The organism is Mycobacterium heidelbergense (assembly GCF_050205645.1).
Classification (GTDB): domain Bacteria; phylum Actinomycetota; class Actinomycetes; order Mycobacteriales; family Mycobacteriaceae; genus Mycobacterium; species Mycobacterium heidelbergense_A.
The window spans coordinates 125,027-144,541 of the sequence record NZ_JBNMQT010000005.1; the positions used below are offsets into that span (position 1 = coordinate 125,027).

At 67.4% G+C, this 19,515-nt stretch carries 17 protein-coding genes, 1 pseudogene and 1 riboswitch; of the genes and pseudogenes, 7 read left to right on the forward strand and 11 right to left on the reverse strand.

Annotated elements, in window-relative coordinates:
• Positions 1 to 26: 26 nt before the first annotated feature.
• From ACQI5H_RS07315 to ACQI5H_RS07335, 5 genes and pseudogenes are all read right to left on the reverse strand, one after another.
• On the reverse strand, positions 27 to 1,376 hold the full coding sequence (locus ACQI5H_RS07315; protein WP_427078728.1) for a maltokinase N-terminal cap-like domain-containing protein: 1,350 nt from the start codon (positions 1,374 to 1,376) through the stop codon (positions 27 to 29).
• Positions 1,373 to 1,456: pseudogene (locus tag ACQI5H_RS07320) on the reverse strand (hypothetical protein); the annotation flags it as partial. The gene ACQI5H_RS07315 and the pseudogene ACQI5H_RS07320, both read right to left, overlap by 4 nt.
• Before the next feature lie 2 nt (positions 1,457 to 1,458).
• On the reverse strand, positions 1,459 to 3,231 hold the full coding sequence (gene treS, locus ACQI5H_RS07325; RefSeq protein ID WP_427078729.1) for a maltose alpha-D-glucosyltransferase: 1,773 nt from the start codon (positions 3,229 to 3,231) through the stop codon (positions 1,459 to 1,461).
• Positions 3,232 to 3,340: 109 nt separating this feature from the next.
• Positions 3,341 to 4,414: a S1C family serine protease gene (locus ACQI5H_RS07330; RefSeq protein WP_427078730.1), complete on the reverse strand. Its 1,074-nt coding sequence runs from the start codon at positions 4,412 to 4,414 to the stop codon at positions 3,341 to 3,343.
• 144 nt (positions 4,415 to 4,558) lie between these two features.
• On the reverse strand, positions 4,559 to 5,011 hold the full coding sequence (locus ACQI5H_RS07335; RefSeq protein WP_427078731.1) for a nuclear transport factor 2 family protein: 453 nt from the start codon (positions 5,009 to 5,011) through the stop codon (positions 4,559 to 4,561).
• A gap of 46 nt (positions 5,012 to 5,057) precedes the next feature.
• On the opposite strand from ACQI5H_RS07335, the gene ACQI5H_RS07340 reads away from it, so the two are divergent.
• The 3 genes from ACQI5H_RS07340 (at position 5,058) to ACQI5H_RS07350 (ending at position 8,336) form a co-directional block, all read left to right on the forward strand.
• On the forward strand, positions 5,058 to 5,471 hold the full coding sequence (locus ACQI5H_RS07340) for a TIGR03668 family PPOX class F420-dependent oxidoreductase (RefSeq protein ID WP_427078732.1): 414 nt from the start codon (positions 5,058 to 5,060) through the stop codon (positions 5,469 to 5,471).
• 166 nt (positions 5,472 to 5,637) lie between these two features.
• Positions 5,638 to 7,797, forward strand: a complete 2,160-nt coding sequence (locus tag ACQI5H_RS07345; protein ID WP_427078733.1) for an elongation factor G-like protein EF-G2 — start codon at positions 5,638 to 5,640, stop codon at positions 7,795 to 7,797.
• A gap of 5 nt (positions 7,798 to 7,802) precedes the next feature.
• Positions 7,803 to 8,336, forward strand: a complete 534-nt coding sequence (locus ACQI5H_RS07350; RefSeq protein WP_427078734.1) for a DUF2231 domain-containing protein — start codon at positions 7,803 to 7,805, stop codon at positions 8,334 to 8,336.
• Here ACQI5H_RS07350 and ACQI5H_RS07355 read toward each other — a convergent pair.
• Complete coding sequence (locus tag ACQI5H_RS07355; RefSeq protein ID WP_427078735.1) at positions 8,264 to 9,820, reverse strand: FadD7 family fatty acid--CoA ligase; 1,557 nt, start codon at positions 9,818 to 9,820, stop codon at positions 8,264 to 8,266. The two genes, ACQI5H_RS07350 and ACQI5H_RS07355, sit on opposite strands and share 73 nt — an antisense overlap.
• Before the next feature lie 196 nt (positions 9,821 to 10,016).
• Here ACQI5H_RS07355 and oxc point away from each other — a divergent pair, with 196 nt between their 5' ends.
• Positions 10,017 to 11,747 carry an oxalyl-CoA decarboxylase gene (gene oxc / locus ACQI5H_RS07360; RefSeq protein ID WP_427078736.1) on the forward strand — a complete coding sequence of 577 codons (1,731 nt, stop codon included), beginning with the start codon at positions 10,017 to 10,019 and terminating at the stop codon, positions 11,745 to 11,747.
• On the opposite strand, the gene ACQI5H_RS07365 is transcribed toward oxc, so the two are convergent.
• Positions 11,731 to 12,663, reverse strand: a complete 933-nt coding sequence (locus ACQI5H_RS07365; protein ID WP_427078866.1) for a LysR family transcriptional regulator — start codon at positions 12,661 to 12,663, stop codon at positions 11,731 to 11,733. The genes oxc and ACQI5H_RS07365 overlap by 17 nt on opposite strands.
• 408 nt (positions 12,664 to 13,071) lie before the next feature.
• Between ACQI5H_RS07365 and ACQI5H_RS07370 the strand changes: the two genes are divergently transcribed.
• On the forward strand, positions 13,072 to 13,827 hold the full coding sequence (locus ACQI5H_RS07370; RefSeq protein ID WP_427078737.1) for a L,D-transpeptidase: 756 nt from the start codon (positions 13,072 to 13,074) through the stop codon (positions 13,825 to 13,827).
• A 61-nt stretch (positions 13,828 to 13,888) separates the two neighbouring features.
• On the opposite strand, the gene ACQI5H_RS07375 is transcribed toward ACQI5H_RS07370, so the two are convergent.
• Complete coding sequence (locus tag ACQI5H_RS07375; protein WP_427078738.1) at positions 13,889 to 14,494, reverse strand: hypothetical protein; 606 nt, start codon at positions 14,492 to 14,494, stop codon at positions 13,889 to 13,891.
• A 135-nt stretch (positions 14,495 to 14,629) separates the two neighbouring features.
• Between ACQI5H_RS07375 and ACQI5H_RS07380 the strand changes: the two genes are divergently transcribed.
• Positions 14,630 to 15,574, forward strand: coding sequence for an NADP-dependent oxidoreductase (locus ACQI5H_RS07380; protein WP_427078739.1), 945 nt, complete (start codon positions 14,630 to 14,632; stop codon positions 15,572 to 15,574).
• 31 nt (positions 15,575 to 15,605) lie between these two features.
• Here the strand turns inward: ACQI5H_RS07380 and ACQI5H_RS07385 are convergent, their stop codons facing one another.
• Positions 15,606 to 15,815, reverse strand: coding sequence for a hypothetical protein (locus ACQI5H_RS07385; RefSeq protein ID WP_427078874.1), 210 nt, complete (start codon positions 15,813 to 15,815; stop codon positions 15,606 to 15,608).
• Positions 15,816 to 16,031: 216 nt separating this feature from the next.
• Positions 16,032 to 16,204, reverse strand: a riboswitch (M-box (ykoK) riboswitch).
• Positions 16,205 to 16,270: 66 nt separating this feature from the next.
• Positions 16,271 to 16,627: a hypothetical protein gene (locus tag ACQI5H_RS07390; protein ID WP_427078740.1), complete on the reverse strand. Its 357-nt coding sequence runs from the start codon at positions 16,625 to 16,627 to the stop codon at positions 16,271 to 16,273.
• 99 nt (positions 16,628 to 16,726) lie between these two features.
• Here ACQI5H_RS07390 and ACQI5H_RS07395 point away from each other — a divergent pair, with 99 nt between their 5' ends.
• Positions 16,727 to 17,386: a class I SAM-dependent methyltransferase gene (locus ACQI5H_RS07395; protein WP_427078741.1), complete on the forward strand. Its 660-nt coding sequence runs from the start codon at positions 16,727 to 16,729 to the stop codon at positions 17,384 to 17,386.
• Positions 17,387 to 17,389: 3 nt separating this feature from the next.
• Here the strand turns inward: ACQI5H_RS07395 and ACQI5H_RS07400 are convergent, their stop codons facing one another.
• Positions 17,390 to 19,483, reverse strand: coding sequence for an acyltransferase family protein (locus ACQI5H_RS07400; protein ID WP_427078742.1), 2,094 nt, complete (start codon positions 19,481 to 19,483; stop codon positions 17,390 to 17,392).
• Between the last annotated feature and the right edge of the window lie 32 nt (positions 19,484 to 19,515).

The following is a 19,515-nucleotide window of genomic DNA, read 5'->3' on the forward strand; positions in this document are numbered from 1 at the left end:
GCAGACCGCGGGCGGCCGAGCGGGCGCTAGGCAGCGGTGAGCCGCGCGATGGACCGCAGCGGGATCGGCAGCCAGCCGGGTCGATGCCGCGCCTCGTAGCCGGCCTCGTAGACCGCCTTGTCGAGTTCGTAGGCGGCCAGCAGCAAGGCCGAATCCCGTGGATCGATGCCCGACGCGGCAGCGTAGCCATCGCAGAACGCGGTGCGGTTGCGCTCGACCCATTCGCGGGCGCGGGCGGCCAGCTGCTTGTCGTCGCCCTGGTCCACCAGTGGCCCGTAAGCCGCGTACTCGAACGAGCGCAAGACCCCGGCCACGTCGCGCAAGGGGGAATCGGGCGCCCGCCGCTCGTCCAGCGGCTGACCGGGCTCACCCTCGAAGTCGATCAGCAGCCAGCTCTCCGGGGTGCGCAGCACCTGTCCCAGATGCAGGTCGCCGTGTATCCGCTGCACGGTGATCGCCTCGTCGGCGAGCTTGCCGAATCGCTCTTCGATCGTCGGGGCGTACTCCCGCAGTTCGGGAACGAGTGCCACGGTCGACGACAGCCGCGCCAAGACGTTGTCCAGCGGGAAAGTCACCTGCGCCGTCCCGAGACACTCGGCCAGGGCGGCGTGCACGGACGCGACGGCTTCGCCGAGCCGGTTGGACTCGCCCGCGAAATCGCCGCCGACTTCGTAGGCATACAAATCGGCCTCCGCGAACAGGTCACGCACGCTGGCGGTGGCCATCGCCCAACCTTCGGCCGCATTGGACGCGAACTCGGTGACCATGCCCAGTGGGCACGTCTCGTCGCCGAACACGTCCGGCGCGTCGATCTCGTAGGTGCCCAGCAACCTGGCCACGTGCGGGTTGCCGGCCCGGCCCAGTACCCGGTTCAGTTCGATGTCGGGGTTGATGCCGCTGCTGACCCGACGGAAAACCTTGAAGATCGCGTCCCGGTCGAAGATCACGCTGGTGTTGCTCTGCTCGGCATCCGAGACGTGGGGCATGGCCTCCAGCGGGAGTTCGACGTCGGGTTCCTTGACGAACCTCAGCTCGGCCCCCGACGAGGCGCGCGCGGCCGACGAGTCGATCAACGACAGCAGAAATTGCGGCGCGTCGGCGTCGTAGAGGGCGTCAAATCCGGTGCGGTCGTCGGCGGCGCCGATCGTGGCGACCGTGCTGTACTCGGAGAGCGGCGCAAAGTCCCACCCCACGATCACCTGGTAACGCTCCGTGGAACCGTCGGCGTAGTCCGCGTCGACCAGCACCAGATCGAGATCCTCCCGCAGCGGGACGACCAAGCCCGCCTCCGCGGCGAGAAGTTCCCGGTTGCGGCCGGCATACCAACGCTGCTGTGGCAGCCACTCAGACCAAGGCAGCTTGGCTGGCAGACTCATTTGCGCCGTTCCTCCTCATCGCTTCGTCCCCCTCGCCGCTGCGCGGCTGGGGGTACCCCCACCGCAACGTCACCGGCGCGTCTCATGCGTTCTCCTCGGAAGGGGACAGCTGGAACCAGTAGAAACCATGTCCCGGCAGTGTCAGCAGATAGGGCAAGTGGCCGATGCGCGGAAACTCCACCTGCCCGGTCAGCTCGATGGGCGTGTGGCCGCTCCAGTGCTGCAGGCTCAGTTCGATGGGCTGCGGAAACCGCGACAGGTTGTTGACGCACAGCACGGTGTTGCCGTCGTCCCCCGCTTGGCGCACGAATGCCAGGACCGACGGGTTCGACCCGCCCAATTCCTCGAACGTGCCGATCGCGAAGGCGTCGTGGCGGCGGCGGACCGCCAGCATCGTGCGGGTGAAGTTGAGCAGCGACGTCGACGTGTCGCGTTGGGCCTCCACGTTGACGGCCTGGTAGCCATAGACCGAGTCCTGGCTCGGCGGCAGGTAGAGCCGACCGGGATTCGCCGTGGAGAAACCGGCGTTGCGGTCCGGTGTCCACTGCATCGGGGTGCGCACCCCGTCGCGATCCCCCAGCCAGATCACGTCGCCCATGCCGATCTCGTCGCCGTAGTAGAGGACGGGCGAGCCGGGCAGCGACAGCAGCAGCGCGGTGAACAGCTCGATCTGGTTGCGGTCGTTGTCCAGTAGGGGCGCGAGGCGGCGACGAATTCCGACATTCGCCTTCATCCGCGGATCCTTGGCGTACTCGGAATACATGTAGTCACGTTCTTCGTCGGTCACCATTTCCAGCGTCAACTCGTCGTGGTTACGCAGGAAGATCCCCCACTGGGCCATGTCCGGGATCTCGGGCGTCTGCGCCAGGATCTCCGAGATCGGAAACCGGGATTCCCGGCGGACGGCCATGAAAATGCGCGGCATCAGCGGGAAGTGAAATGCCATGTGGCACTCGTCGCCGCCGGTGCTGGGGTCGCCGAAATACTCCACGACATCGGCCGGCCATTGGTTGGCCTCGGCAAGCAATACCCGGCCGGGAAACTCGTCGTCGACGACCTTGCGGACGCGCTTGAGGAACGCGTGCGTCTCGGGCAGGTTCTCGCAATTGGTGCCCTCGCGCTCGAAGAGGTAGGGCACCGCGTCCAGCCGAAACCCGTCGATACCGAGGTCGAGCCAGAAGCGAATGACGTCGATCATCGCTTCCTGCACGGCGGGGTTCTCGTAGTTCAGGTCCGGCTGGTGGGAGAAGAACCGGTGCCAGTAGAACTGGCGACGCACCGGGTCGAACGTCCAGTTCGACTCTTCGGTGTCGACGAAGATGATCCGGGCGTCCGTGTACTTCTCGCTGGTGTCGCTCCAGACGTAATAGTCGCCGTACGGCCCGTCGGGATCGCGGCGCGACTCCTGAAACCACGGATGCGACTCGGAGGTGTGGTTCATCACCAGGTCGGTGATGACGCGGATGCCGCGCTGGTGAGCGGCGTCGAGCAGCGCGACGAAATCGTCGACGGTGCCGAATTCGGGGAGCACCTTGTAGAAGTCCCGGATGTCATAGCCGCCGTCGCGCAGTGGGGAGTCGTAGAACGGCGGCAGCCAGATGCAGTCGATCCCGAGCCAGTGCAGATAGTCCAGCCGGTCGATCAGCCCACGCAGATCGCCGCAGCCGTCGGCGCTGGCGTCGAAGAACGCCCGGACCAACACCTCGTAGAAGACGGCATGCTTGAACCAGGTCGGATCGGCGGGCAGTACAGCGGCGTCGCCGAAATCGTCGGCGCTCGGATGCTCGACGACACCCCCTTCGACGTGACTGCCCCCGGCGGGATGGTGTTCGACAGCGTCTCTTGCGTCGTTCATCAATTCCACGATGCCACGTGTACCCGAGGCGGGAGTTTCGGAATCACACGGGGAAACTTCCCTGGCGGCAAGCGAATTAGCGAGCCGCGTGGCGGTATCCGCGCGGGGGTCAGGCCGGAGGTCCCTCCGCCAATGTCACGTTCGCGGTGCGGTCACCGCCGTTTCCGCGCAGGTGCACGACGATGGTGTCGCCCGGGTGATGGGGAACGAGCACTTCCGTCATCGCGGTGGCCCCGTTGATCGCGGTGTTGTCGACGCCGGTGATGACGTCGCCCGGTGCGATCCCGGCCGCCGCCGCGGGCCCGGTGTTGACCACGCGTTCGACCCGCGCACCATTGCCACCGTTGTCCATCACGCCCAAGCCAAGGAAGGCCGTCGGCCCGATGTGGACCGTGTTCGACCCGGCGCCCGACCGGATCTGCCCGGCGACCGCCATCGCGGTACCGATCGGAATGGCGAAGCCCTGCCCCTTGGACATCTTGTAGCTGTCGGTGGCCGCGGTGTTCATGCCGATCACTTGACCGCTGTTGTTGACCATCGGGCCGCCGGAGTCGCCGGGCCGGATCGGGGCGTCGGCCTGGATCAGGCCTCCCAGCGTCTCGTCGGCTCCGGTCAACGTGTCGGTCGCCGAGACCGTCTGGTTGAGCGCGATGACCTTGCCGCTCACCGCGCTGGGCGTCCCGCCCTGGCCGCCGGCGTTGCCGAGCGCCACGACCGGCTCTCCGACCCCGACGCCGCCGCCGATCGCGGCGCTGGGCAGGCCACCCCCGCCGCGCAGTTGCAGGACCGCGACGTCGGCACTTCGGCTGTAGCCCACCACATCGACGCCGTAGGTCTGGCCGTTGCCCACGGCGAACGCGCTGATATCGGTGGCACCCGAGATCACGTGATTGTTGGTCAGCACGACACCGCCCGGATCGATGACTATGCCGGTTCCGGCGCCGACGGCGTTGTTGTAGCCGAACTTGGTGCTGATGTCGACCACCTGCGGCCCGACCTGGCCGACCATCGCCGAGGGGTCAAGCGGTATCAGGGGCCGGTCGGCGAATCGGTCGAGCGCGATGGACGGCCCGGATGGGGCGGCGGTCGCCGGCACCGTCGTCAGGCCCAGGCTCAGGCCGGCCACAGCCAGCACGCTGACTAGCCATGTCCACCAGACTGGGCGGCGGTGCCCTTTGCTCATCCCCGTACCTCCTGCGTCGCGGTAAGAACCCGAATCAGCCCAGGCTCCGGGTCTGGGCGGCATTAATTGCTCCGTACAACCGTAGTGCAGGTAGCTATGCGGGGCATGGGCAAGTCCGGGATCTTTGCCGACCTCCGATCGCGATCAGTCGCGTTGAGCCGGGGAAATGGGATGGGCGAGATGGCGGCTGACATCGCCGATCATGTCGATCATGGTCAGGTCGCGGAACGAGAACCTCCAGCGGCCGTCGACGCGTTCGAAGCGGTCGTGGTAGCGGCCGGCGACGATCGTCTGCAGCGGGGTCTCGTCGGTCTGCTGCAGCACCGTGTAGTAGCTGCGGCAACTCGCGGTACCGGCCTCCTCGTCGACCTCGATGATCGGATTGGTGGTCAGGTGCTTGGTTCGGGGCGTCCCGTCGGCGTGCAGGACGATCAGTGACTTCCATATCTTCAGCAGCTGCGAAGCGTCGACCGTCTCCTCGGCGGCGACCCGGATGCGGGCGTGCCCGAACAGCTCGGCCGCCCCGGCCAGGTCGCCACTGTCGATGCATTCGGCGTAGCGATACAGGAGGTTGGTGATCTGCGTCTCCGCCAGCATGCGGCTAACCTAGCCCAGCTCCTAAGCTGACTTCTAAGCTGGCGTCGTGGGCGAATTCGACCCGACGGTCAGATTCACACAGTCCCCGGTAGCCCGGCTGGCCACGGTCTCACCCGACGGCAGACCTCACCTGGTGCCGGTGGTGTTCGCCCTCGACGACGACCGTGACGTCGTCTACACCGCGGTGGATGCGAAACCGAAAACGACGCAGCGGCTGCGCCGTTTGGCCAACATCGAAAGCAATCCACAGGTCAGCCTGCTCGTCGACCACTACGCCGATGATTGGACGCGGCTGTGGTGGGTCCGCGCCGACGGTGTGGCCGCGATTCATTCCGACGGGCCGGCGATGCGCACGGGGTATCGGCTGCTGCGCGCGAAATACCCTCAGTACCAATCCGTTTCGCTGAACGGTCCGGTCATTACGGTCACCGTGCGCCGCTGGGCGAGCTGGCACGCCTGAGCGGGCGGCACCGGCACGGCCGGCCGCTCCCGCGCGGTTAGCGCCGCCGACCCGATTGTGACCGGCCGGCGGCCTTGTGTTGGGCGGCAGTTGGGGGAAAAGTTGCTTACGCGACAGCGACCCCGATGGGCCGAGCCAAGCGAGCCAGCGGAACCGGAGGAAAGTCATGGCGGAAAAGGCGAGCGCTTCCCAGGGGGCGGGAGCCGCTCCCACCGCGAACAGTCCACGCGATGTGCGCAACGTGGTGCTGGTGGGGCCGTCGGGCGGCGGCAAGACCACCTTGGTCGAGGCCCTGCTGGTGGCCTCCGGGGTGTTGACCCGGGCGGGCTCGGTGGTGGATGGCACGACGGTCTGCGACTACGACGACGCGGAGATCCGCCAGCAGCGCTCGGTCGGCGTCGCGGTGGCGTCGCTGTCGCACGACGGCATCAAGGTCAATCTGGTGGACACACCCGGATATGCCGATTTCGTGGGTGAACTGCGGGCCGGGCTGCGGGCCGCGGATTGCGCGCTGTTCGTGATCGCGGCGAACGAGGGCGTCGACGAGCCGACCAAGTCGCTGTGGCAGGAGTGCGACCAGGTCGGCATGCCCCGCGCGGTGGTGATCACCAAGCTCGACCACGCCCGGGCGAACTACCAGGAGGCGCTGGCCGCGGCGCAAAACGCGTTCGGGGACAAGGTATTACCGCTCTACCTGCCGACCGAGCTGCCCAGCTGCAGCGGTCTGATCGGGTTGCTGTCGCAGACGTATTACAAGTACGACGACGGCAAACGGACCACGCAATCGCCGGACGAGTCGGACGCCGACCGGATCGAGGAGGCGCGCGGCACCCTGATCGAGGGAATCATCGAGGAGTCCGAGGACGAGTCGCTGATGGACCGCTATCTCGGCGGCGAGACGATCGACGAGTCGGTCCTGATCGAGGACCTGGAGCGGGCCGTCGCCCGGGGTTCGTTCTTCCCGGTCATCCCGGTCTGCAGCGGCACCGGCGTCGGCACCCTGGAATTGCTGGAGATCGCCACCCGCGGATTCCCGTCTCCGATGGAACACCCACTACCGGAGGTCTTTACGCCACAGGGCGCCCCGCACGCCCAGCTGGCCTGTGACGCCGACGCGCCCCTGCTGGCAGAGGTGGTGAAGACGACGTCGGACCCCTACGTCGGCCGGGTCAGCCTGGTCCGGGTGTTCTCCGGGACCATCAGGCCCGACGCGACGGTTCACGTGTCGGGCCATTTTGCGTCGTTCTTCGGCGGCGCCAACGGGAACGGGCATTCGCACCCCGACCATGACGAGGACGAACGCATCGGGGTTCTGTCGTTCCCGCTCGGCAAGCAGCAGCGCAGCGCGCCCGCCGTCGTGGCGGGCGACATCTGCGCGATCGGCAAGCTGAGCCGCGCCGAAACCGGCGACACGCTCTCGGACAAGTCCGAACCCCTGGTGCTGAGGCCCTGGACGATGCCCGAGCCGCTGCTGCCGGTTGCGATTCAGGCGCACGCCAAAACCGATGAGGACAAACTGTCGGTGGGGCTGGGACGGTTGGCCGCCGAAGACCCGGCGCTGCGCATCGAGCAGAACCAGGAAACACACCAGATCGTGCTCTGGTGCATGGGTGAAGCCCACGCCGGCGTCGTCCTCGACGCGCTGTCCAACCGTTACGGCGTGACGGTTGATACGGTGGAGCTCCGGGTGCCGTTGCGAGAAACCTTCAGCGGCAAGGCAAAAGGCCACGGCCGTCACATCAAGCAATCCGGCGGACACGGCCAGTACGCGGTGTGCGACATCGAGGTGGAGCCGCTGCCGGAGGGCTCCGGGTTCGAGTTCGTCGACAAGGTGGTGGGCGGGGCGGTGCCCCGCAACTTCATCCCGAGCGTGGAGAAGGGCGTCCGCGCGCAGATGGAAAAGGGCGTGCACGCCGGTTATCCGGTGGTGGACATCCGCGTCACGCTGTTCGACGGCAAGGCCCACAGCGTGGATTCCTCGGACTTCGCGTTCCAGGCGGCGGGTGCGCTGGCGCTGCGGGAGGCGGCCGCGGCGACGAAGGTGACCCTGCTCGAGCCCATCGACGAGATCTCGGTGCTGGTGCCCGACGACTTCGTCGGTGCGGTGCTGGGGGACCTCTCGAGTCGTCGCGGCCGTGTGCTGGGTACCGAGACCGCCGGTCACGAACGCACCGTGGTGCGGGCCGAGGTGCCTCAGGTCGAGCTGACGCGGTATGCGATCGACCTGCGCTCACTGGCCCACGGGGCCGCGTCGTTCACTCGGTCGTTTGCCCGCTACGAGCCCATGCCGGAGTCCGCGGCCGCCAGGGTGAAGACGTCGGCCTGATCTTCATGTCGACGGTCAACGGACTCCCCGCACACATCCTGTTCAACCATTTCGTTGTCGTGCTGGCTCCGCTGGCGGCGATCCTGGCGATCCTCTGCGCGCTGTGGCCCGCCGCGCGGCGGCGGCTGATCTGGCTGGTTCTGTTGCTGGCCCTGGTGACCCTCGTCCTGACGCCCGTCACCACCAACTCGGGTGCGTGGCTACGCGACAAGCTCGGTCCGTCTCCCGCGATCAAGAACCACCAGGATCTCGGCGAAACGCTCGTCTACCTCGTGGGGGCGCTGGTGGCCACCGTCATCGTGCTGGCCGCGGTGCACATCCGCCAAGCACGGGGGCGCAGCGTGAACCTCGGTGTGCACACCGTCGTGGGACTCCTGGTAATCGCCGCCGCCGTGGCGACGCTGGTGCAGAGCTACCGGGTCGGCGAATCGGGTGCGCGGGCCGCGTGGGGAACCGTCGCGGCGGCTCACACCTTGGGGCCGAACTGCTCGGCGACGGCGCGGCGGTCGAGCGAGCCCTTCGCGGTGTGCGGCAGTTGACTCGCCTCCTGAAACTCCGCGGGAATCTCGAAGGGCGCCAACCGATCCCGGCAGAAGTCGGCTAATCCCTCCGGTGTCGGCGAAGCCGACTCCCGGGGGACGATCACCGCGGCCACCTTCTCCCCATACAGCTTGTCCGGAACGCCGAACACGGCCACCTCCATGACGTCGGGATGGCTCGCCAGCACGCCCTCGACACGCTCCGGGGAGATCTTCTCCCCGCCCCGGTTGATGAGTTCCTTGATCCGGCCACGAATGATCAAATCGCCCGCCGCCGAAACCGATCCGAGATCACCGGTACGCAGCCATCCGTCGGTGAAGTTGGCGGCGGTGATGGCCGGATCGCCGAGGTAGCCGCGCACCACCGTGGGGCCGCGCAGCCACACCTCCCCCACGGCTTCGGCGGGCTCGGGCCGGCCGTCGGACCCACTGATCCGGATCTCCGGTCCGGTCGACCTACCGACGAGACCCGTTGTCGCCGCCGGGTTTTCGATGTCGTCGATGCCCGTGGTGGCCACCTGGTGGGTGGCCTCGGTCATACCGAAAGCGCACACCACGGGCGCCGAGAACTCCGCCTGCAGCGCTCGCGCCGTTTCCGGGGTGAGCGGGGCACTGCAGCTGCGGATGAAGCGCAACGCGACTCGCTTGTTTCCCGACCGCTCGGTCGCGGCGCGCTCCAACAGGATCTGGTGAATCGTCGGGACCGCCGTGTACCAGGTGGCCCGGACGGCGTCGATGTCGTCCCAGAACGTGTGTGCCGAGAACCGCCCGCGGGCGGGCAGCACCACCGTGCCCCCCGATGCCAGGGTCGACAGCAGGGCTGCCAGCAGCCCGTGGCCGTGGTAAAGCGGCATCACCGCGACCGTCGCGTCCTGCGGGCCCAGCCGGTAGCCGGCGACGATGGCGCGCACCGACGCGGCGATGTTGCCGCGGGTCCAGGGGACCATCTTCGGCGCGCCGGTAGTGCCGCCGGTGAACATGATCATCGCGTCGTCGTCTCGGAGCCCCTCGGGCTTGGACACGCCGCGGTTCGGCGGCGCGGCGGCGTCCAGGGTCACCGCGACGGTGCCTGCGTGTGTGGACACGGCGATCGGCCACCACCGCAACTCAGGGTCGTCCCTTTCGCCCTGACCGCCGGGGTCATCGACGAGGACGACCGCGGCGCCGGCGGCGGCGCATCGGACGCGCTGCTCACCGGCGGGCAACGCCGGGTCCAACGGGACGGCGACCAGTTCCGCCCGCGAGGCGGCCAACAAGCCGACGACGAACTCGGTGTTGCTGGCGGCGCGCAGCGCTATCCGGTCGCCCCGCGTCACGCCGGCGTGCCGCAACCGCTCGGCCAGGTCATCGACCAGTCGTGTCAGGTCGCGGTAGCTGATCGGTATCCGCTCGGCGGTGACAACCAGCGCGGGAGCGTCCGGCCGCCGGGACGCGGCGACCTCGACCAGATCGGCGATGCGCGGGCTCGCGGATTCATCGGACATATTGGCACCATGCCCAGCCGCACCCCGTTCGTCCAATACCGATCAGCTGACAATCGATAATCGGGAGCTATCGAATCGGCGCCGGCAGGGTCGATAAGCGGCGTGAATCGCTGCATAGCGGCTTGGTCTTGGACACCGGACGGGCTCCCGGACCACAGTGGTGACAACGCATTCGCGAGGCAGAGGAGCCGCCAGCATGAGTACCGTTTCGGGATCTCCCGGCGAAGGGCCGCAATCGACGAGCTTGACCGACGGCTTCCACCTCGTGGTGGACGCGCTCAAGGCCAACGACGTCGACACCGTCTACGGAATCGTCGGCATCCCAATCACCGACCTCGCCCGCACCGCGCAGGCGTCGGGCATCCGCTACATCGGCTTTCGGCAGGAGGCCTCGGCGGGCAACGCGGCCGCCGCCGCCGGGTTTCTCACCCGGCGACCCGGTGTCTGCCTCACGACGTCCGGGCCCGGCTTCCTCAACGGCCTGCCCGCGCTGGCCAACGCCACGACGAATTGCTTTCCGATGATCCAGATCTCGGGGTCGAGCAATCGCGCGGCGGTGGATTTGCGGCGCGGTGACTATCAGGACCTCGATCAACTCAATGCCGCAAGGCCTTTCGCGAAGGCGGCGTATCGAATCGGCCGTATCGAGGACATCGGCCGCGGCGTCGCGCGCGCGATCCGAACCGCGATCTCCGGCCGCCCGGGCGGGGTCTACCTCGACATTCCCGGCGAGATCCTGGGCCAGGCCATGGACGCCTCCGCCGCGGCGAAAACGATCTGGCGGGTCGTCGACCCCGCTCCGCGCCAGCTGCCGGCGCCGGAGGCGGTCGATCGTGCCCTCGACGTACTCGCACGGGCGCAGCGGCCGCTAATCGTGCTCGGTAAGGGCGCGGCGTATGCGCAGGCGGACACCGTCATTCGGGAATTTGTCGAGACCACCGGAATCCCGTTCCTGCCGATGTCGATGGCCAAGGGACTGCTGCCGGACTCCCACCCGCAGTCCGCCGCGGCCGCGCGCTCGCTGGCGATCGCCCGCGCGGACGCGGTGTTGCTGGTCGGCGCGCGGCTCAATTGGCTTCTCGGCCACGGAGACTCGCCGCAATGGTCCGCCGATGCCGCATTCATCCAAGTCGACATCGCGGCATCGGAGTTCGACAGCAACCAGCCGATCGTGGCACCGCTGGCCGGCGACATCGGGTCGGTGATGTCGGCGCTGCGCGACGGCCTCGGCGCCCATCGAATCGCAGCACCCGCGGAGTGGACCGACGAGTTAGCCGATCGCAAAACGCGCAACGACCAGAAGATGCGCCAGCGCCTGGCAGAAGACTCGCACCCGATGCGGTTCTACAACGCGCTCGGCGCCATTCGCTCTGTGCTGCAGGAAAACCCGGACGTCTATGTGGTCAACGAGGGCGCTAACGCGCTCGACCTGGCCCGCAACGTCATCGACATGCAGCTGCCGCGACACCGGCTCGACACCGGAACCTGGGGCGTGATGGGTATCGGCATGGGCTACGCCATCGCCGCCGCGGTCGAAACCGGCAAGCCCGTTGTCGCGATCGAGGGCGACAGCGCCTTCGGCTTCTCCGGGATGGAAGTCGAGACCCTCTGCCGGTATCGGCTGCCGGTGACGGTCGTCATCCTCAACAACGGCGGCGTGTACCGCGGCGACGAAGCGCCGAGGGGGAACGACCCGGCGCCGACGGTGCTGAATGCCGGCGCGCGGCACGGGTTGATCGCAGAGGCGTTCGGCGGCAAGGGATATCACGTCACCACGCCATCGGAGTTATGGTCGGCGCTGACCGAGGCGCTCGCCTCGAACAGCCCCTCGATCATCGACTGCGCACTCGACCCGGCGGCGGGGGTGGAAAGCGGTCATCTCGCGAGCCTCAACCCGACCAGCGCGGCGGTCAGCGCCGACGCGTGATTCCGAGCAGCTGCGTGTCGAAAAACTCGTCCAGCGCAAGTTGTTGCGCGGACGCGATGAGCGCGCGGGCGACCGGTGATCCCGGTCCTGCGGAGTTGGTGGCCAACGCGATCTCTGCTTTCAGCACCGGATCGACCATTTCGACCGCACGAATCCCCGCCGCCAGCGGCGACGTCCACAACCACGTGTGCGGGACGATGCACGCCCAATTGCCACTGGCGACTTGCGCGAATAACGATGCGACGGAATCGGTCTCGACTTGCGGCGTCACCGTGATGCCGTGGCCCGCGAAGGCTTCGTCGATGATCTGGCGATCCCGCATGTCGGGGGTGAGCAAGGCGAGCGGCAACTGGGCGGCGTCGGGCCACGCCAGCGTCGCCGCGCCCGAGGGCAACATGTCCGCCGACGACAGCAACACGTAGCGCTCCTGGTAGAGCGGCACCAGGTCCACGTCGTGAGCGTCTTCAGGCGCGGAGTGCACGATGGCGGCGTCCAGCTCGAACTCGCGCAGCCGCCGGTACAGCTCCGCGGCGGCCAGGCGGGAACTGATCTGCACCTTCGCCAACGGATGCGCGGAGCAGAACGCCGAGAGCACCAGCGACGCCGTAGTCGAGGCGGTGGGAACCGTACCCAGCCGAAGCGTGCCGGTGATCCCGGACCGCACGGCGTCCACCTCGGCCTTGAAAGCATCGTGCTCGGCGAGAATCCGCTTGGCCCACACGACCAATCGCTCACCTTCGGGCGTGAGGCCCTCGAAGCTGTGCCCGCGGTTGATCAGGGTCACGTTCAGCTCGCGTTCCAGCTTGGCGATCGCGGCGGACAGCGCGGGTTGCGACACATAGCATTTCTCGGCGGCCCGGGCGAAGTGGCGTTCCTGAGCGACCGCGACAAAGTACTCCAGCTGACGGAAGAGCACCGGCACCTCCTCGGCCTTCACCGCACCGCTATCGCCGAGGCTAACGCCTCGCCAGCACGCAGCCAATCACGTGTCTCGGCAGTAATTCGACGTTTCGACGCCGGGTCTGGGGGCTGCTGCCGGCGGAAACCGGTGTGCTGAACTCACTTTCGCGCGGACGTCCCCGCCGCGGGCGCGCCGCCGACCGGCATCGGCGCCTCGGGTCGGCCTCCGAGCCTGCCAACGGAGGCGTGTAGCGATCGTTTGCCGGCAGGCCCGCTCCGTCGTGACGGAATCGAACTCAACGGGTAATCGGGTCGTTATCGCCACGTGCCCGGCGGCGATGTGTATGTTTGCTAAAACCCGTAAAGGGTAGATAGTCAGTAGAATACCGTTGTGTTGATCGCACCATCTCGAAGGGTGGACGCCATGCGTCGTATGGTTCGTTATCTGTTCGTTATGGTAGCGATCGCCGGCATGGGCGTGCTGGGGAGCGCCGCCCGCGGCGTGGCCGCCGTCCCGCTACCCCAACCGATTCCCGCGGTCGCGGCCGTTTTGCCGGCCGATGGTGCGGTGGTGGGCGTGGCGCACCCGGTAGTGGTGACGTTCACTGCGCCCGTCACCGATCGCGTTGGCGCCGAACGGACCATCCACGTCAGCTCGCCGAGCAACGTGCCGGGACACTTCGAGTGGGTCGACAACAACGTCGTGCAGTGGGTTCCGAACCACTATTGGCCCGCCCACAGCCACGTCTCGGTGGGTGTGCAGGCCCTGACGACCGGTTTTGACACCGGTGACGCGCTACTCGGTGTTGCCAGCGTGTCCGAGCACACGTTCACCGTCAGCCGAAACGGCGAGGTGCTTCGCACGATGCCGGCATCCATGGGGAAGCCCACCCGCCCGACACCGATCGGCAATTTCACCGCGCTGTCCAAGGAGCGCACCGTGCGGATGGACTCGCGGACCATCGGTATCCCGCTGAGTTCGCCCGAGGGATACAACATCATCGCGTCGTACGCGGTCCGCATCACCAACAGCGGCGTCTACGTGCACTCGGCCCCCTGGTCGGTTGACTCGCAGGGCCATGCGAACGTCAGTCACGGATGCATCAACCTGAGCCCTGACAACGCCGCGTGGTACTTCAACCAGGTGAACGTCGGCGATCCGGTCGAGGTCATCGCCTAGCTGCCCCAACATCGCTGCGGGCAAAGACATTCCGCGCGATTGCGGCTTCTAGCCACCAACCTCAGCTGGGCGGCAGCCCGCTCTTGATCGCGGCATCTTGCTTGCGGCCGATGTCGGTCGCCATGCCCGGATCGATGGGATCGTTGGGCGCACTGTCGAATTCCAGGTTGACCAGCGCCTTACCCTCGCTGAACAACAGCACCGTCACCGCCTGGGAGTTGTCCGGCGATGTCCCGGAGATCATTGCCCCGTTGGATCCCACGTCGACCGGCTGCCACGTGCCGCTGACCTTGCCCGCGTAGTTCGCTTTGGTGTTCTCGATGCCGGACGCCGCCGTCTGAGGATCGGCGACGATCAAGATGGTGTCCCCAATTCGGCGGCTGTTGTCGGCATTGGCGAACAGCTGCGCAACCCCGGGCGCATTGTTGGGATTCAGCACGGGGGGTTGGGGCGTGGTGAGGTCTGGGCCGATGTCGCTCGGCTTGATCAGCAGCCCGCTGTAATCGGTGGTCTGTCCGGGCGATGGGCCAGTCACCGCGGTCGACGGCGCCGCGGTGCTCGACGACGACGGCGCCGAAGTCTTGTTGTTGGCGCAGCCGGTAAGCGCGGTGCCCACCGCAAGGGCGGCGACGCTCAAGCCGGCGACAGTAGTCCGAGCAAGCTCCATGGACTTTCCTTCCCTGCCAATCCGCTGACGGCACAACACCAGCGCATACGAACATACGCGCAAATTTCTCCGACGGGGCCGGAGAGTCCGCGGCCTATGCTGGCGTGGGCAAGCGTTTGGGCGAAGGAGACCGAGATGACGGCTGCGACGGCGCGCGCCGTACGGTTCGACCGTTACGGGGGCCGCGATGTGTTGTATGTGGCGGACATCGACATGCCGACGCCGGAACCGGGCGAGGTCGTGGTGGAAGTTCGCGCGGCCGGCATCAACCCCGGCGAGGCCGGCATCCGGGTCGGGGCGATGCATGAGATGTTCCCCGCCACGTTTCCGTCCGGCGAGGGCAGCGACCTTGCCGGTGTCGTGACCGCCGTCGCGCCGGGAGTCACCGAGTTCGAAGTCGGCGACGAGGTGCTGGGTTTCAGCTTCCGGCGATCCAGCCATGCCACCCACACCGCGGTTCCTGTCAATCAACTGATCCGCAAACCTCCCGAATTGAGTTGGGAGGTCGCGGGTTCGCTGTACGTGGTCGGTGTGACGGCGTATGCCGCCGTCCGGGCCGTCGCCCCCCAACCGGGCGAGACGGTGGCCGTTTCGGCGGCGGCGGGCGGGGTCGGCAGCCTTGTCGTGCAACTGCTGGTTCTGCGCGGGGCGCGGGTGCTCGGCATCGCGGGACCCGACAACGCCGACTGGCTGCGCGCACACGGCGTCGTCCCCGTCACCTACGGGGAAGGCCTGGCCGACCGGCTGCGAGAGGCGGCCCCGAACGGAATCGACGCGTTCATCGACTTGTTCGGCCCGGACTACGTCCAGCTCGCAGTCGATCTCGGGGTGGCGCCCGAGCGGATCGATACCATCATCTCGTTTCAGAAGGCGGGCGAAGTCGGCGCCAAGACCGAGGGCAGCCAGGAGGCGTCGACCCCGGAAGTGCTCGCCGAAATCGCCCACCTGGTCGCTACCGGCGCCCTTGAATTCGACATCGCCGCGACCTATCCGCTGGACCGGGTCGCCGATGCCTTCGAAGAGCTCGAGCAGCGGCATACGCACGGCAAAATCGTTCTGCTGCCCAACGATTCGCGGTAGTTGCGGGACGCCGGTCGCACGATGGAACGAATCACCGCCGGTTGTCGATCGGGGGGTGGCCGCCCAACGAGGCGGTGACCACCGCGATCGGCATCCGTGACACGTACAGGTTGGCCCGCTCCTGTGGGGTCAGCGCGCTGCGGGCGCGCAACTTGTCAGCCAGCAGCCGAGCCGACCGCAGGAACGCCCGTCCGTGCCCGCGGCTCCGGCCGGTAACACGGTGCGTAACAACGAAAGCCATGATCGTTCTCCTTCTGGAGGCCCGATCGGCTCATGGCATCCGGGCATGAACGCGCTCAGGCGGACAAAGGAATGCCGGAACCGGGTCGGGGCAAGAGGTATTTCGGATAGGGACTCTCGCCGGGACTCATCTCGCCCTCACCTCCTCACGGCCGGGACACACGCGGGTGTCATCACATCGGTAGCGAAAGAGGAAATGACCGGCGCAACAATGCCGGTCGCACCCCTCTCGTCGGAGCTTTGGCACTGCACGGCGTATCCGGATCGAACCGGAAGCCACTTGGGCTCAACCCTTGGGTCCGGGAAGAGCTGTCCTGACCCGGGGCGTCTCTCGACGTTCGGGGTCAGTGGCCTGTATCCGTGCAGACGCCTCACCTACCGAGGTGCTTGCCCGTACATGCTGGCACCGCGACCCGCCGCGCGTCAAACTCGTTATCGCATTGGTAGGGGATCGGTTTACAGACCGCCGCACTGGGCCGGGCCGCTGAAGATCGTGGCCCAGGGCGGGCAACTGGGGTCATGTGGCATAGGTCCCTGCTCGATCATGCCGTTCGGCCCGGGCGGGAAGTCATGCCAGGCAAAGTGCCATTCGTGGCAGGCGTTCATGTCCCAGTCGCCGATGATCCCGGCCTGCCCATGCGGGCCGGGTATCGGCTGCCCCGGGCACCATTGGGCCAGCGGCGTGGCGCCGGGCTGGGCGTGCGCGGTGCCTGCGGAAAGCCCCGCCACACACACGGCACCAGATACCAACAGAGTCGCCGCCAAGCCGACGACTGCCCGCGTCATAACGCTGGATCGCGCGGTCGTGTTCATGTTCGTCCTTCGCTGCGGTCGGCCCCAGGCGGGCCGCTCAACTGGTAGGAGTCTCGACGCGCACCGAACCGGACACTTTTACGGCCTACCCTCGTGGGCATGGCCACAACTTTGCAGGACCCTCGGGTCGCGACCGTGCTCGACCGGATGTACGCCGAATCGAAAAACCAGATGTCGCTACTGCGTGAGCGGCGTGATCAGTTCGATCGCCCGATGACCACCGCGGAACGCGCCGAGGCGATGAGCGAGTTCTACATCCCGGTGACTCCCGAAGCCGGCCGCTTGCTATACGCGTTGGTGCGTGCGACGCGTCCGACCACGGTGGTCGAATTCGGGATGTCGTTCGGCATCTCGGCCGTCCATCTGGCCGCCGCGGTGCGCGACAACGGCACCGGCCGAGTGGTCACCACAGAGCTCAGCGACACCAAGATCGCCGCCGCGAAGAAGACGTTCGCCGAGACCGGTCTGGACGAGGTCATCACCATTCTCGAAGGCGATGCGCTCACCACGTTGCAGGGCCTGGACGGGCCGGTCGGGTTCGTCCTGCTCGACGGCTGGAAAGATCTGTACCTGCCGGTAATCGAGCTGCTCGAACCGCACCTGCCCACCGGTGCTTTGATCGTCGCCGACAACACAAGCGCGGCGGACACCGGGCCCTACCTCGAGCTCGTGCGCAATCCTGCCAAGGGCTACACCAGCTTCAATTTCCAGGTCCGCGAAAGTGACAGCATGGAAATCAGTTGCCGCACAAACGATTAACGCCTATCTCAAGGATTCCTCGAGCCACGGCGTCAGCCACTTCACGCCTTCCGGGGTGAGGTGCACGCCGTCGCTCCGCACCTTGATTCCGTCGACCTTACCGGTGTAAACCCCGTCCGGACACAGCTTCTTGTTCAGGTCGAGGATCTGGACTCCGCGGTGGCGGCTAACCGTGTTGCGCAGCATCGTGTTCCACTGATTGACGCGGTCCGGCTGGTCCTCCGGGTAGAGGCGGCCATCCGGCTTTTCGCCGCCGCGGCTGTAGGGCACGGTCGCCACGACGACTCGAACACCGGGGGCGCTCACGATGTTCAGCGCCCGCTCGAGTTCGCCGTTGAGGTACGCGTCGAAGGTCGGATCGCCGATGTGGGTCCACTGTCCCTCGTTGACCCTGTCGACGGTCTCCCAACGGCCGATGATGAGCAGGGCGACGTCGGGCTGGTCCTGACCGACCTGTGTCGACCATCGGGTCGGCCACGTGTCGCATTCCGCTCGTTGCTCCAGCGTCTGGCCGATATACCGGTACGGCGTGCCGCGCACCAGGCTGCAGCCGATGACGGTGTGGTCGAGGAAAGCGAATCCGGGCGTCGGCGGCAGATAATGCATCCACGTCCAGCCGATCGAATCGCCGAACACCGAAACGGTGAACGGGCGGTTGGGATCTCGAGGCCGCGGGCGAACCACGCCCGGCGGCGACGGCGACACCGCCGCGACCGAGGACACCCCCGGCGGCAACCCGGTTTCCCGTAGCGCGGGCCCGGTACCCACCGGAACCAGCAACAAGGTGATAGCGGCGGCGCTGGCCACGGTGGCAGCCGCCAGCGGCAACAACGGCACCCGCTCCGGTCGCCAGCGCCGGATCGGTTGCTCGATTAGCCACCACGACGCGGCGGCCACAGCGACTGTGGCGGCACACCGGGCGGCGAACAGCGGCACCCCGGCCCAGCCGGTGCGTTCCCCGTTGAGCGCCAAGAAGATTGGCCAATGCCACAGATAGACGCCGTAGGAAATGGTGCCCAGCCACACCAATGGGGGCATGGCCAGGATGCGGGCGATGAGGCCGCGCTGTTCCATCGCCACCGGCGCGACCACCAACACGGCCGCGATCGCGACCGCGATCAGCAGACCGTGGCGGAATTCACCGACATTGCCCGTCGCGTAATGCGTGGCGGCCGCCAGACCCGCCACACCGACAAACGGCAGTGCCCGCGCGACGCGTCTCCCCCACCGAGTCCGGATCATGCACCAGCCCCGGTTCAACGAGGGCCAGTCCCGAACCAGCAGAGCCGCCGCCGCGGAGCCGACCAGCAAAGCCTGCGCGCGGGTGTCGGTGCCGAAATAGATTCGGTCACGGGTGCCCTCGGAGACGAAGACGATGGCCGCCGCGGCCGAAGCCAGCGCCCCCAGCGTGGCGATCACGAAGATGGCGAAGCGGACCCCGCCCACGGTCGCCCGCATGAAGTAACGCCTGGCCCGCGCCGCCAACAGCAGGGTCACAGCGATCAACAGCACCGGCCACACGAAGTAGTACTGCTCCTCCACCCCGAGCGACCAGGTGTGCTGCAGCGGTGAGGGCGGGGCGCCCTGCGTGAAATAGTCGGTCTTCTGGGCCACGAACCGCCAATTCGCGATCCACAGGAACGCCGCGACCGCGTCGTCCCGCAACCCGGACAGGGCCTGGTAGGGAAGGAGTTCGCGGGCCGCGCCCACGGTGATCACCATCAACACCAGCGCGGGCAGCAGCCGGCGCGCACGCCGAATCCAGAAGCCGGTCAGCTCAATACGGCCGCTGCGCCTCAGCTCATCGAGCAGCAACGAGGTGATCAGGAAGCCGCTGAGCACGAAGAAGATGTCGACGCCGATGAACCCGCCGCTCACCCCGGGGATACCGCCATGCCCGACTAGCACCACCGCGACCGCTATCGCGCGAAGCCCGTCCAGTGCGGGAATGCCGCTGCGCCGTTCCGGTTGATCCCAGATCGCCAGCCGACCGACACGTCGCACCGGAGCAACCCACCGGGTCCGCCGAGCAGAAGGCGCCGGTGCGGGATGCCTCCCGCCCGGCTCAGTGTCCGCTGTTAACGCGCCCTGGCCCATGCCGATGCGTCGCTGCCCCTCCTCTTGATCGC

Bases quoted from the DNA above. Each gene is read 5' to 3' on its own strand.
- treS (WP_427078729.1), bottom strand. From the start codon at position 3,231: ATGAACGACGCAAGAGACGCTGTCGAACACCATCCCGCCGGGGGCAGT.
- ACQI5H_RS07330 (WP_427078730.1), bottom strand. From the start codon at position 4,414: ATGAGCAAAGGGCACCGCCGCCCAGTCTGGTGGACATGGCTAGTCAGC.
- ACQI5H_RS07390 (WP_427078740.1), bottom strand. From the start codon at position 16,627: ATGAACACGACCGCGCGATCCAGCGTTATGACGCGGGCAGTCGTCGGC.
- ACQI5H_RS07355 (WP_427078735.1), bottom strand. From the start codon at position 9,820: ATGTCCGATGAATCCGCGAGCCCGCGCATCGCCGATCTGGTCGAGGTC.
- ACQI5H_RS07335 (WP_427078731.1), bottom strand. From the start codon at position 5,011: ATGCTGGCGGAGACGCAGATCACCAACCTCCTGTATCGCTACGCCGAA.
- ACQI5H_RS07395 (WP_427078741.1), top strand. From the start codon at position 16,727: ATGGCCACAACTTTGCAGGACCCTCGGGTCGCGACCGTGCTCGACCGG.
- ACQI5H_RS07370 (WP_427078737.1), top strand. From the start codon at position 13,072: ATGCGTCGTATGGTTCGTTATCTGTTCGTTATGGTAGCGATCGCCGGC.
- ACQI5H_RS07345 (WP_427078733.1), top strand. From the start codon at position 5,638: ATGGCGGAAAAGGCGAGCGCTTCCCAGGGGGCGGGAGCCGCTCCCACC.
- ACQI5H_RS07350 (WP_427078734.1), top strand. From the start codon at position 7,803: ATGTCGACGGTCAACGGACTCCCCGCACACATCCTGTTCAACCATTTC.
- ACQI5H_RS07400 (WP_427078742.1), bottom strand. From the start codon at position 19,483: ATGGGCCAGGGCGCGTTAACAGCGGACACTGAGCCGGGCGGGAGGCAT.
- ACQI5H_RS07385 (WP_427078874.1), bottom strand. From the start codon at position 15,815: ATGGCTTTCGTTGTTACGCACCGTGTTACCGGCCGGAGCCGCGGGCAC.
- ACQI5H_RS07315 (WP_427078728.1), bottom strand. From the start codon at position 1,376: ATGAGTCTGCCAGCCAAGCTGCCTTGGTCTGAGTGGCTGCCACAGCAG.
- ACQI5H_RS07380 (WP_427078739.1), top strand. From the start codon at position 14,630: ATGACGGCTGCGACGGCGCGCGCCGTACGGTTCGACCGTTACGGGGGC.
- ACQI5H_RS07375 (WP_427078738.1), bottom strand. From the start codon at position 14,494: ATGGAGCTTGCTCGGACTACTGTCGCCGGCTTGAGCGTCGCCGCCCTT.
- oxc (WP_427078736.1), top strand. From the start codon at position 10,017: ATGAGTACCGTTTCGGGATCTCCCGGCGAAGGGCCGCAATCGACGAGC.